This is a genomic window from Paenibacillus sp. FSL L8-0638, assembly GCF_038593075.1.
In the GTDB taxonomy this organism is placed as follows: Bacteria; Bacillota; Bacilli; order Paenibacillales; family Paenibacillaceae; genus Paenibacillus; species Paenibacillus polymyxa_D.
In genome coordinates, this window is the sequence record NZ_CP151960.1 from 3,479,461 (window position 1) to 3,492,206 (window position 12,746).

Annotated in this window: 14 protein-coding genes; 3 read left to right on the forward strand and 11 right to left on the reverse strand. The window is 46.5% G+C overall.

Going from position 1 to position 12,746, the window contains the following annotated elements; translation table 11 throughout:
- Positions 1-13: 13 nt before the first annotated feature.
- Positions 14-1,660, reverse strand: a complete 1,647-nt coding sequence (locus tag MKY35_RS15375; protein ID WP_342444163.1) for a glycosyl hydrolase family 28-related protein — start codon at positions 1,658-1,660, stop codon at positions 14-16.
- Between the two features lie 203 nt (positions 1,661-1,863).
- On the opposite strand from MKY35_RS15375, the gene MKY35_RS15380 reads away from it, so the two are divergent.
- Positions 1,864-3,075, forward strand: a complete 1,212-nt coding sequence (locus MKY35_RS15380) for an O-antigen ligase family protein (protein WP_342444164.1) — start codon at positions 1,864-1,866, stop codon at positions 3,073-3,075.
- Between the two features lie 123 nt (positions 3,076-3,198).
- Here the strand turns inward: MKY35_RS15380 and MKY35_RS15385 are convergent, their stop codons facing one another.
- From MKY35_RS15385 to MKY35_RS15415, 7 genes are all read right to left on the reverse strand, one after another.
- Complete coding sequence (locus MKY35_RS15385; RefSeq protein WP_342444165.1) at positions 3,199-4,023, reverse strand: purine-nucleoside phosphorylase; 825 nt, start codon at positions 4,021-4,023, stop codon at positions 3,199-3,201.
- Between the two features lie 72 nt (positions 4,024-4,095).
- Complete coding sequence (gene xerD, locus MKY35_RS15390; RefSeq protein ID WP_342444166.1) at positions 4,096-5,040, reverse strand: site-specific tyrosine recombinase XerD; 945 nt, start codon at positions 5,038-5,040, stop codon at positions 4,096-4,098.
- A 108-nt stretch (positions 5,041-5,148) separates the two neighbouring features.
- The gene (locus MKY35_RS15395) at positions 5,149-5,391 is read right to left on the reverse strand and encodes a YqzK family protein (protein WP_043882230.1); all 243 of its coding nucleotides are present in this window, start codon (positions 5,389-5,391) and stop codon (positions 5,149-5,151) included.
- Between the two features lie 166 nt (positions 5,392-5,557).
- On the reverse strand, positions 5,558-6,055 hold the full coding sequence (locus MKY35_RS15400; RefSeq protein ID WP_013310789.1) for a Fur family transcriptional regulator: 498 nt from the start codon (positions 6,053-6,055) through the stop codon (positions 5,558-5,560).
- 99 nt (positions 6,056-6,154) lie between these two features.
- On the reverse strand, positions 6,155-6,808 hold the full coding sequence (spoIIM, locus tag MKY35_RS15405; RefSeq protein ID WP_029517288.1) for a stage II sporulation protein M: 654 nt from the start codon (positions 6,806-6,808) through the stop codon (positions 6,155-6,157).
- A gap of 189 nt (positions 6,809-6,997) precedes the next feature.
- Positions 6,998-8,194 (reverse strand): endonuclease Q family protein, encoded by a 1,197-nt coding sequence (locus tag MKY35_RS15410; protein WP_342444167.1) that lies wholly within the window; start codon positions 8,192-8,194, stop codon positions 6,998-7,000.
- Positions 8,195-8,198: 4 nt separating this feature from the next.
- Complete coding sequence (locus tag MKY35_RS15415; protein ID WP_061829249.1) at positions 8,199-8,810, reverse strand: NUDIX hydrolase; 612 nt, start codon at positions 8,808-8,810, stop codon at positions 8,199-8,201.
- A 125-nt stretch (positions 8,811-8,935) separates the two neighbouring features.
- Here MKY35_RS15415 and mciZ point away from each other — a divergent pair, with 125 nt between their 5' ends.
- A complete protein-coding gene (gene mciZ / locus MKY35_RS15420; protein ID WP_080658620.1) occupies positions 8,936-9,079 on the forward strand; it encodes a Z-ring formation inhibitor MciZ in 144 nt (47 codons plus the stop codon).
- 71 nt (positions 9,080-9,150) lie between these two features.
- Here the strand turns inward: mciZ and MKY35_RS15425 are convergent, their stop codons facing one another.
- Positions 9,151-10,284, reverse strand: coding sequence for a tripeptidase T (locus MKY35_RS15425; RefSeq protein ID WP_342444168.1), 1,134 nt, complete (start codon positions 10,282-10,284; stop codon positions 9,151-9,153).
- A gap of 85 nt (positions 10,285-10,369) precedes the next feature.
- On the opposite strand from MKY35_RS15425, the gene prli42 reads away from it, so the two are divergent.
- A complete protein-coding gene (gene prli42, locus MKY35_RS15430) occupies positions 10,370-10,474 on the forward strand; it encodes a stressosome-associated protein Prli42 (protein ID WP_023989226.1) in 105 nt (34 codons plus the stop codon).
- A 120-nt stretch (positions 10,475-10,594) separates the two neighbouring features.
- Here the strand turns inward: prli42 and lipB are convergent, their stop codons facing one another.
- Positions 10,595-11,293, reverse strand: coding sequence for a lipoyl(octanoyl) transferase LipB (lipB, locus tag MKY35_RS15435; RefSeq protein ID WP_342444169.1), 699 nt, complete (start codon positions 11,291-11,293; stop codon positions 10,595-10,597).
- 45 nt (positions 11,294-11,338) lie between these two features.
- A complete protein-coding gene (locus MKY35_RS15440; protein ID WP_342444170.1) occupies positions 11,339-12,730 on the reverse strand; it encodes a dihydrolipoamide acetyltransferase family protein in 1,392 nt (463 codons plus the stop codon).
- Between the last annotated feature and the right edge of the window lie 16 nt (positions 12,731-12,746).

Sequence of the window (12,746 nt, forward strand, 5' to 3'; positions counted from 1 at the left end):
GTGAAATAATTGTTTAAATTCGGCTTACGGTGAGATATGTGATACCTCCACCTGGTAGAATATCCATTGCATTTTGACTGAACACCCGTATATCAATAAAAGAATTCGCTTCCAGTCTAAGTTCCATTGCTCCACTCAATGCACTATAATTCAGTCCGCCAATTACCCTGTCATCGAGATAAGCATAGGCGGAACTCCCGGCAAGTTGCTCATCATTCAAGTGAAGTGCTAACCGTGTACGGTTTCCATCCACTTGGGGATCGGTCGAAATGTAGACTTGTATTCTGTATTTCCCAGCTCGCTTGGCTCGCCATCGACTATTCACCGCATCGAATTCGATCAGCTCATCCTGGTTGATTTGATTGAACTTCACCTTCTGCCAGCTACCTGCCGGAAGATTTTGCCTCGCTCCCAGGTAGGCTTTAACAAAGGTTTCGTCCAAATGCTCAATTCCGTTGTTCGAGTATTTCTCGACCAGCAGCAAAGCCTGCCCTGTCCCATTATTCTCGTCATAACGATTATTGTTATAGTTAAAATCCAAATGTGAGCGAAGTGTCACCTGCTGTGTGGAAGAGCTACCAGAGAAAGAAATAAGCTTTTTTAGATTACGGGGATACCCTCCCACCTCGTCCACCAAAACTTTTTTGCCAATGACCACATCTACAAAATAGTTACATACGGATTGGGTATCATTGAATTTATCCGCTATCGCTAAAATGGAGTCACGCAATGCCACATTTTTGGTTTCTTTAGTAGCACCAATTTGAATAAAAGAAGGTACTGTCATCTTATGCTCTCTGCTTAGTCCCTCAAACCAGCAGCCTATAAATTCAGCGTTCATAAAATCATTAATTAGAATGGGAATATCATTGGAACTTCCATCCTTAATGTGCTGGCTAGCCAAAAATCTGGCCCCGTTGGAGCTATTCAGATCCAATGCTGTATCGTTCCCCAATGTAAAAAGCGCTATGCTAGTAAACTGTGAACTTCTGTTCTGCAAGTGAATCCCTGTTTTATTGTAATTAATCTCTGTGCATTTAAATAAATTGACATCACTTTCGTAGCCCCAAAAAGCCGTTTCAAAATGCTCAATTAGGACATTATCCAGAGCAACTCCGCCGCCCTTCCAATCCTGAATACCCAAAGTACCTTTACCATAATATCCACGCTTCACCGACTGCGAAAACGGATTATTTAATGTGGCTCTGTCAGCCCCCTCGTACCGGATCGATAAGTCATGAAACTGCACATTTTGAAATCCGCTAAACGAAGGTAGACTTTCATCTCCAATTTGGAAACAAGGGCCCGTACCATAATATTCAATCGACGTAACCCCTTTGCCTTGTCGATATCTGCCCTTATGAATGCCAAAAATGCGCACACCCTGCTTGTGAATCTGTAGGGTAGAGGTTATTTTGTATCGTCCACTGGGAATGTGAAGAATAGAATAATCGGGGGTCTTATTAATCAATTCCTGCAAAGCTGCCGTGTCATCCTGAATACCATCACCAGCAGCTCCAAACCAGCTTACGTTTACACTGCGTTCAATGAATTCTTTTTCAATGGTTTTAAAATTTTCATTTAATTGCTGCGGCGTTAACTCTTTGCCCGTACCACTCAAATTCAACTTCAAACGGTCTGTAAAAAAATGATCCGCCACCCGAACACCCCCATGTTTAAAAACGTAAAAAGTTCCTCTTTGACCAGCCGAAGAATCCTTCATTTTCTTAGCATGGACTGAGTATATGCACAAGAGAGCTTGCTCTAGGCTTGGGAAAAATGAAAATAAATATTTTATTATTATTGTACAAGAAGATACGTTTTGTATATTATAGATACATAACGTATCTAGGCGGTGGAACCGTGAAACATATACTTACAGTAGCTGGTTTACTGGCTTTTTCGATTCCCTATGCTTGTCAGGGTTTGTCTCCCAGAGTTATCACGATTTCCCTGCTCATCTTGTTGTTCAGCTATATCATGCTACTACCTTCACTCAGATCATTGATCGCAACCTTAGCAGACAATCCGTTGCTGACTTTACTCATGCTTTACATCGCTGCCTCCTGTTTGTGGGCTGACCAAGAGCAGACCTCTTCCTTGCTGATGGTTCTCAAATTTCTTGCCTTCTCTACCTTTGGGCTCTATTTGGTCACCCATTATACAATACAGGGCTGCATTCGCCTCTTAGTCGTTACGTTAAGTATTTTGAGCATACTCAATCTACTCGCCGTTTTGCTCGTTCCCTCCTTTGCTATTCATGGTGGCGTGGAACATACTGGGCTATGGAAGGGCATCTCTGGTCATAAAAATACACTCGGAACTCTCTCTCTGTTAGGTTTTGTTTCACATGTCATTTACTTTTTCAGGGGTAAACATAAAGTTTTGCATATTGGCTTCATCTTACTCAATGCCTTATTGCTCATTAAGTGCCAATCTACCACCTCTTTGATGCTGACATCTTCGTTCTTCGTATTTATATTGTTTATATTGCTATTCAAGAGAATCCAAAGCATTGCGTTGCGTGGTTTCTTCATTAGCTGTTCCTGCTTACTCGTTCTTTTGGGTTTGGTGTTCACTTTTACTTATGGAGATGCGATTGCGTCGGAATTCGGAAAAACAACGACCTTAACTGGAAGAACGGAAATCTGGCAGGGGATTGCTGGTGCGATTCAGAGCCATTACTGGTTCGGACATGGTTATGGCTCCTACTGGGCAGCCCGGCCCAGTATCTATGCGAATGGAATTCGTTTTGATCTGACAAGCAGCCATAGCGGTTTCCGAGATCTGTGGATCGATGTGGGCCTTACAGGACTACTGGCAACCATTACACTCGCCATAACCACTTTATTTAAATTTAGAATTGGCAAAGCAGATATGTATACATGGCTGACGGCAGCTGTTTTTTTCCTGTTTATCATATTGAACAATATAACGGACAGCCGTTTCCTAAACTCGCTATCCATTTACTGGATTATTTTTATGGTTATTGTGATTAAGGTGCAAGAACGACATAAACTGGCTGTAGCAGAAAAAGCGAATTCAACTGCATTGAGCACACAGCCTCTCCATTAGGATATGATACTCAAATCAACCGCTGTATGTTAAAAAGAACCCCATACCCACGCCATCAAAAGGCGTTCGATATGGGGTTCTTGGGATATATGTCCACCGCTTCGGTTGAACATAATCCCCAATCTACATTTGTGGAATAATTGCTAGCACAAGTTTTAAAAATTGCTCACGTACCTTCTCTGCCGTCTCCATCACTTCACCATGGGACAAAGGCTGATCCAGAATGCCTGCGGCCATATTCGTGATACAAGAGAAGCCCAGTACCTCAATTCCTGCATGACGGGCTACAATAACCTCAGATACGGTCGACATACCCACTGCATCTGCACCCAGTGTACGCAGCATGACGATTTCAGCAGGCGTTTCATAGTTAGGTCCCAGCAATCCAGCATATACACCTTCCTGCAGGCTGAAGCCCTGTTGGTTAGCCGTTTGCTTGGCAATTTCACGCAAACGGCGGCTGTACGCCTCCGACATATCTGGAAAACGAACGCCCAGACCGGCATCGTTTGGTCCAATCAGCGGATTTTGTCCTGTCAGATTAAGATGATCCGAGATGACCATCAGATCGCCTGCTTCGTAGGAAGTATTTGCACCACCTGCTGCATTCGTCACCAGCAGACTTTGAATCCCCAATTGCTTCATCACCCGAACTGGGAAAGCCGTCAGCTGCGGGCCATAGCCCTCATACATATGGAAGCGCCCTTTCATCATGACGACAGCGCGACCTTCAATCGTGCCTAACAGTAATTCACCCTCGTGACCTTCTACCGTCGATACAGGAAAATGGGGAATATCCTGATAAGGAATACTAATTCCATCCTGAATTAAATCGGCCAGAATACCGAGACCCGATCCCAGAATAAGGCCAATCTCTGGACGTATTCCGCTCTTGGCACGGATATAATCTGCTGCTTCCTGAATTGTAGCTTGGTTGGCTGTTGACATTAATATCTCTCCTGACTTGTACAATCGTAAAGTTATAGTCATTATCACATTTTCTATGAAACCACAGTATCGTTACGTTCGATCTTTGCTTTCATGAGAAGTGCGGTTGCCGCCGTGCGGGTGATGCTTTTCATATACTTCCTTCATATTCCGTCTGGCCGTCTGCGCATATACCTGCGTCGTTGACAGATCAGCATGACCCAGCATTTCCTGTACAGAGCGTAAGTCCGCTCCGCCCTCCAGCATATGTACCGCAAAGGAATGCCGCAGCGTGTGGGGCGTGATATCCTCGCTTATGCCTGCTTCCTGGCCGTACTTCTTAATCATTTTCCAGAAGCCCTGTCTACTGAGACGCTGTCCAGATACGTTCAGGAACATGGCTTCCTGCTCTACCTGAGCTTCTTCACCCTGCCCGGATCTCAGCAATAATAGACGCTGCTCGTCCATGTAGGCTTGTGCCCACTGTGATGCCTCACGGCTGATTGGTACAACACGCTCCTTGCCTGCCTCGCCGCCACAATGCACAAAGCGCAGATCGGTGCGCACATCACGCACGTTTAAGGCAATCAGCTCCGATACGCGAATGCCCGTCGCATACAGCAACTCCAGCATCGCCTTGTCTCGCACCCCTTGCGGGGCAGTCACATCTGGCGCGGCCAGCAAACGCTCTATCTCATCCTGCGTTAGCACCGAGGGCTTCTTTTTAGTCGCTTTGGGCAGCTCCAGCAGAACAGACGGATCATGGATCGTAATTCCCTCCCGAATAAGAAAATGAAAAAAGGAGCGAATGGAGGCGACGCTACGTGATATTGTCGCCGCAGCCTTTCCCTGTTCCTTCAAATGGCCCAAATACAGTACCAGATGTGACCGTTGGACATTATCCGGCTGCTCAATACCACAGCTTTCTGCGAACTCGACAAACTGCTGTACGTCTCGTTGATACGCTTCCAAAGTGCTGCGCGACAAACCCTTTTCCTCTTCCATAAATTGAACGAAAGGTTGAATGTACATTTTCATGAGTTCCAAAAGTCTCCTTGTTCTGCATACAGCGGTTCAGTCTCAGCGCCTGCTTCTTCGTGTGCTGCCTTCATCATTTCATAAGCTCATCAAGACCGATTACTTAGACTATTCACCATACCAGTAAAAGAAACGTAAACGTTCCAACACTGCTATTCGATGCTCGGACCCTTCATTTACTTTTTGTCCGCCAAATACCTTCACTGCATGTCCTTCCGGTATTCGGTAATGATCTACAGGTGTTATCCAATCTGTAAACAGCCTGAGGCTAAAAAAGAACATACATGCCAGCACCCCGAACAAGATTACCAAACGCAGCCATTTTAGTCCTCTCCGCAACGATAGTACCATGTGGATCAGCCGCCTTTTCCCCAGAATATGGTCCTAATTAGGACTCTCTATGGAAGGGTATGACAAGCTATTCCTTTTTATACCGCTTAATCCCGAACAACAGGCTCCGAACCAAAAAAGCTCTCCCGAACGCATCTTCGTCGGTGAGAGCTTGGGTAGTCAGCTTTTAGTCCTGAGATTTGTTTTTTCTGGATTTGCCCAAAGATTTCTGAGCGGTCGTATCGTTCTTCGCCTTACAACGATAACAAATACCGTGGAAGTCCAAACGATGGTCCACTACGGTAAAGTTATATTCCCGTTCCAAGCGCTCCTCCAATGGTCCAAGCCAATCTTCCAGTATTTCATCTACACTGCCACACTGCACACATATCAAATGGTGATGGTGATGTTTGGTTGTATCGCCGCGCAAATCATAACGCGCAACGCCATCACCAAAATTAATTTTCTCCACGACATGCAGTTCACTTAGCAGTTCTAGGGTACGGTATACGGTTGCCAGACCGATTTCGGGAGCTTTCTCTTTGACGAGCATAAATACATCTTCCGCACTCAGATGATCATCTTCGTTCTCAAGTAAAACTCTGACGGTGGCTTCCCGCTGAGGCGTTAGTTTGTAGCCCTGGGATTGCAGCTGCTGCTTAATTTTTTCGATCCGTGCTTCCATGTGTCTCCCTCCCCCTGCAAAGCTACTGCCTACTGCACTTTTTTCACTCCTATTATTATAGGGGGTCTATACAAATAAAGTCAAACATTTTGAAACGGATCAAGATGACACGGAAGCTGTCAGCATAGGAGTGACCCATTGCATCATAACCGGGGTGATCCAAGTTTCAAAGGACGCGCTACCAATAAGAAGCACGATCATCACAGCAGTCAATCCTGCGTAAGACAGCAACGGACGCAGCATTCCGTCTGACGGCCGGGTAGCGAGTATTTTGGTTTTGATCATATGGATGGAAAAAGTCATCGCAGCCACGCTGCAGACGAGCAGTACCGGAATCACGAGCAGGTTATGGGGAGCAACTGAAACCAAAGAAAATAGCAGTCCTTTCCACGAATATTGCCCCACCAGATAACCTACTGAAAATCCGATTAGCACACCCTTGAGGAAATTCAATACAAGAATACCCGGTAGACCAATAACCGAAAGGCCACACACCCAAATTAGGCCGACCCATTTCAGATGTAAAGATACGCTATCCCAAAAGGTCGAAGCCGCCTGCGAATCAGCGAAGCCCTGTTCGTTTTGATTGACCGTTACAAAAAAATCCTTCAGGTAACGGGACAAATCCTGTAACTGCTCCAGCGAGAGTGCGTTTACCATAAGTGCGCCAAAGACGACTCCCACCAGAAACAGCACAGCCAAGAAAACATAATACGGCGTCTGATCCTTTAACGTATGACGAAACCATTGCATCGGCGTCCTGCCCCTTTCATCTGCTTGTTTGTCCAAAAAACAACCGTAATCCGACGGCTGATGGCTAGAAATGGGGCAGCTTTCGCTGCAGATCAAACATCACGAATGATGTGCCAAAGCCAGCGGCATAGATAATTTATGGTTATGAACAAGCAGACACTGATATGCCTTTAGAGGGACAAGACTTTACTAGGACTTAGCTATTTTGCCGTATGTTCCACCACCACCGGATACAAGCGACAGTCGCCCCTCGCGTGAAAGCACAATTTGCTCTGCCAGCACTTTTCCGACGACTGCTGCTAACTCCTCCTGTGTAACCTCATGTAAAATATTCATTTCTGTTCCAAATGCATCCAATAGTTGGTTCAGCTTGGCTTTACCCAGACCTGGAATAAACTCCAGTGGAATCTGGTAAATGTACGGCGGGCGATGGGAGGGAATCATGGGTTGCTCACGGTCGGCAATGCTCCATATTCGATCCAGTACTCCTCGCACCAGCTTGGTATGACCACAGTCAGGACAACGTTCATCCGCCATCTGTTGCTCGTCAATAATCGTACCGCAGCTTTGACAGTAAGAGCGATGGTATTTGCCCAATTTTGGATTTAATCCGTAGTTGGCACGCACCCGTCGTCCTTCCCGTCGCTCCAAAGCCATTCTGAATTCATCAAAACACGGCTTCGCCAGTGATAATTTATTGTATTCTCGTCCGATTTTCCCGAGTGAATGGGCATCTGAATTCGTGAGAAAGCTGAAGCGATCCAGTTCCGAAATCAAACCGGCCATAGATGAATCTGCGCTCAGTCCCAGCTCCACCCCACTAATGAGCTCCATATCCAGCAGTTCCTCCATACGGGCCGCTGAACTGCCGTATATGCCCTTATGAGGAGTAAAGACGTGCGCAGGCACCATAATGCCTCCACGTCCGTAAATTTGCTGCTGCAACTCGCGTGGCGGTGCATAGATTCGTTGTGAGCTGAGATTAACATTTTTCATATGCCGGGCCAGCCATTGGGTAAAATCCTCCATCGCCGCCAGATCTGGAAAGTAGGCCAGTACGTGCGCCTCAGGGCGACCTTCAGCACGTATTTCCAGCTCCGTGCCAAGGAGAATAACCGTATCCTGGTATGCGATACCGCCACCGCTGATTTCCTTCATTTCACCCGTATGTAAATAGGTACGAATATCCTCCTGTACATTAGGTGCATGGCAGTCAATGATACCGATCAGTCCAATTCCTTTGCGACCAGAGGCTTCCTTAGCTATGTTGGCAAAGGTCAGATCGCGGCTGCCACTAATTTTGACCGGATTTCCCTTCTCTGTCCTGCCAATATGAATATGCAGGTCTGCAAAGTAGTCGTTAAGTTCTACTATATTTTCATCCATACGCTTAGAAGCTCCCTGTAAGTTGGCGGAGTTGCCATGCATAGACGGCCAGAATCGTTTTGGCATCACTAATCCGTCCTTCACGAATGAGCGTCTGTGCTTCTTCCAGCGTCACCTCAAACAGCTCCAGAAATTCATCCTCATCCGGTTCCATCTCACCTAACTCCAGCTCTTCGGCCACATACAGATGAATGATTTCATCTGCAAAGCCAGGAGAGGTATAAAAGGAGTGCAGCAGCTTCAACGACTTGGCAGTATAACCTGTCTCTTCTCTCAGCTCACGCCCCGCTGCTTCCATCGGGTCTTCACCCCGCTCTAGCTTACCTGCAGGAATTTCTACCTCACAGCGCCCCATCGCCTGTCTGTACTGGTCCACGACCAGCATTTTCCCTTCATGTAGAGCCAAAACAGCAACCGCACCTGGATGTTTTACGATCTCACGCTTTCCAGTGGAGCCGTCGGGAAGCTCTACCGTGTCTACCTGTAATGTAATAACCTTTCCCTCAAAGATAGGCTGTGTGGACACGGTCTTTTCCTCCAGCGCAGGATTTGAATAAGGCTTGCGATGTGCATCGTTTGTTGGATTGTTCAATTGTCCGTTCGTTTGCTCGTTCATCGGTAAGTTTCCTCCTTCATATCTATCTTTCTTTATTAATTATCACCAAAGTTAGTCTAACTTGTCCACTTTGTACATAAGCTGGTGGTAGAATAACAAACTTCCTGTCATGAGGAGATGCAGAAATGAAAAGCTACCGTACTGAAAGCACCCTCCATATCGTCGGTAAAGCTTGGCAGATTCAAGCACTCTTGCGCCAATGGCAAAAGGAACACGGACCTACAGCCACTATCGCTTCGCTAGTTGTTCCAAAAAAGGTTCAGGTCTAAAGACGAAGGAACGCTGTTCCTGTCTTTAACCTGAACCTTTTTTCAATATATTGCAAGTGTATGATACAAGTTTATTTTGTGGTTTCTTGAATCAGAGCTACAACAACTTCAGCAACCTTCACCAGGTCATCGGCCTTGATCTTTTCCTCTGTTGTATGGATGTTCTGGTAGCCCACAGCCAAATTCACCGTTGGAATTCCAAGCCCGTTGAACACATTTGCATCTGAGCCACCACCGGAATGAAAGGTTGGCGTTGCCAGTCCCAGTCCTTGAATTGCACGCTGTGCAACCTGTACAACTTCATCATGCTCCGTAAAGCTGAAAGCCGGATAGATGACTTCACTGCGGAACTCTCCCTGTGCACCAAATTCACGTGCGGTGGTTTCCAGCGCTTCACGCATATGCTGGATTTGATGATTAACCTTTTCCTGCACAATACTACGTGCCTCTGCACGGATCAACACAAAATCGCATACCACATTCGTCGCACCGCCGCCCTCAAAACTGCCGATGTTAGCGGTCGTTTCCTTATCAATCCGTCCTAGTTTCATTTTAGAAATTGCTTTAGAAGCGACCTGAATGGCACTAATGCCATCTTCGGGATTTACCCCCGCATGAGCGGACTTCCCAGTAATCTTCATTTCAATACGTGCCTGCGTGGGGGCAGCTATACAAATAGAGCCGACCTCACCATTCGAATCCAAAGCATATCCGAAATCAGAATCTAGCACGTCTGGCTTCATCGCACGTGCCCCCATCAAACCAGATTCCTCGCCAGCCGTAATCACGAACTGGATTTGACCATGGGGAATATTCTGCTCACGCACGACACGAATCGCCTCGAACAAAGCAGCAATTCCCGCCTTATCGTCAGACCCCAGAATCGTTGAACCGTCACTACGAATCCAGCCATCCTCACCCAACTGCGGCTTAATGCCTTTACCCGGAGTAACGGTATCCATGTGGCAGGTAAAAAATAATTTGGGTGCTTCCTCTACACCTTCCGCTTTCCAGGTGACGATCAGATTGCCTGAACCATGTCCAGTTCTTTCACAAGAATCGTCTTCCATTACTTCCAGCCCGAGAGCATTAAACTTTTCTTTTAGGACGCGTGATATTTCCTGCTCATTTTTCGTTTCGCTATCCACCTGTACGAGTTCCATAAATTCCTGTACGATTCGGTCTTTTACTACTTTTACTGTCATTAAACTTTCCTCTCTTTCCCGATTACGCTACAATACGGATAGATGTTCTTATCTATGACTTAAACCTATCCTAAAGGAGTTACACATGTCGAACAAAAAATGGGTTCGTTTTTTCGTCTACATTATGCTCGCAGCTATGATTGGTTCTACGCTGTTCATGGTAATTGAGCCGTTTATTATGCCACTATAATAAATATACCGCTCAAGGTATCCCGCTGCTCTAAGGCACTATTGAAGCCTTGAGTGGACGAACTGTTACGTAAAGGAAACAGGCGGGCTTCCGTGTAGATACACAATAGCCCGCCTTACTTTATTGGAAAGAATGCGTTTGCCAATGCGCAACAAATGAAAATTGCTGTTCAAAGTACGGTACAATTTCCTTCGCAATCTGCTCCACTGACACAGGCTTCTGTATGCAGTCCTCCAATGATGTCACACCGTATTCCTGAATTCCGCATGGAACAATGCCCTCAAAGCCCTCATGCTGTATCCCTGATTTGATGTTAAAGGCAAAGCCATGGCTGGTTACGAAGCCCCGACGGTGCTTACACTTGTTGAATTTGACGCCAATGGCCGCAATTTTAAGATTCCCGATCCATACCCCCGTATATTCAGGCTTACGGCTTCCCTCAACCCCATAAGATGCCAACAACCGAATGATCACTTCCTCCAGACTTCGAAGGTATCCATGCAGATTCAGCGCCTCCCGGTTGCCGAGCATAAGTAGAGGATATCCGACAAGCTGTCCCGGCCCATGATATGTAATGTCTCCCCCACGGTCAATCTGAAAAACGCTGATTCCCTGCTCCTTCAGTTGCTCTGGTGTGAGGAGCAAATGCTCAGGATGCCGCTGAGAGCCAATCGTGTAGGTCGGTGGATGCTGGAGAAGCATAAGCGTTTCTCTTGCCTCTCCCGCATCCAGCTTTCCCACAATCTCCTTCTGGACATCCCATGCATGGGCATATTCCATCCTATTCGTATAGGTTACATCAAGCGGTCGTCTGTTCACGGCCTGTCACTTCCTCTCCGTACATTTCCTCAACTGTTCGGATGATTAGTACAGCTTCGTATCCAAAGTGTAGCCTTCAAGATTTTCTTTAACCCGTTGCAAGAATCGTCCACAGATCACTCCATCCAAAATACGATGATCCAGCGACAAGCACAGATTAGCCATTGAGCGAACTGCAATCATATCATCGATAACCACGGGTCTTTTGACAATGGATTCAAAGGTAAGAATTGCAGCCTGCGGATAGTTAATCACCGGATAAGATAAAATGGAACCAAAGGAGCCTGTGTTGTTTACAGTGAACGTTCCGCCTTGCATGTCGTCCAATTTGAGCGTGCCTTCCCGGGTTTTACGTGCCAAATCGTCAATTTCACGAGCTAAACCAGCAATATTTTTCTGGTCCGCTTTTTTAATAACAGGGGTAAGAACGGAGTCCTCTGTACCCACGGCTAGCGAAATATTGATGTCTCTTTTGACGATAATTTTATCCACTGCCCAGACCGAATTCATAATCGGATATTCCTTGATTGCATTCACGACTGCTTTCATGAGGAAAGCCAGATACGTAATATTAATTCCTTCTTTTTGCTTAAATTCGTTTTTAATCTTGTTGCGGAGCATCACCAGATTGGTCACATCCACCTCAATCGTCGTCCATGCATGTGGAATTTCGGAAACGCTTTGTCGCATATTGCGAGCAATTGCACTGCGAATGGGTGTAACATCAATAAAATACTCGGATCTGTTATTGTTGCCACCCTCAACTTCGATCACAGGAGCTTTTGGAGCCTCCGTCAAATGAATCCCACTGTTACGAACCGGAATAGCAGGGTCCATATTTTGAATCGGTGTACTGTACTGAGGGGCAGACTGCTGTCTTCCTGCAAAAGGAGAGCCTTGTCCTGTTGCCGTCACAGTCGGCTGTCCAGATGCTCCAGTGGGAGCGGAACTGCCCTGCTGCACATAATTCAGCACGTCTTTGCGGGTAATTCGTCCCCCCATGCCCGTGCCTGGTACTTGGCTTAAGTCCACATTATGCTCAGCAGCCAGGGTTTGCACCGCTGGGGAAAACCGTCCTCTCATGGACTGATCCGATCCAGCACTCTGCGGAGATTGTGTTTGTACGGTGCTTTGAGATGCTGGTGCAACAGGTGTCGCTCCTGATGCCGCCGCAGGTGCAGCCGACTTCGTCTGAATACGGCAAATTAACTCGCCTACCGCTACTGTCTGACCTTCCTCTGCTAACAGATCACCCATAATGCCGTCCAATGTGGATGGGATTTCTGCATTCACTTTATCTGTAATAACCTCGCAAATCGGCTCGAATTGCTCTACCGTTTCCCCAGGTTGTTTGAGCCATTTGGCAATTGTCGCCGATACGAGCGATTCTGCCAGTTGTGGCATGGTCACGTCGTTCCATTGTGTTTGGTCTGACATTTTTTCAACTCCTTAA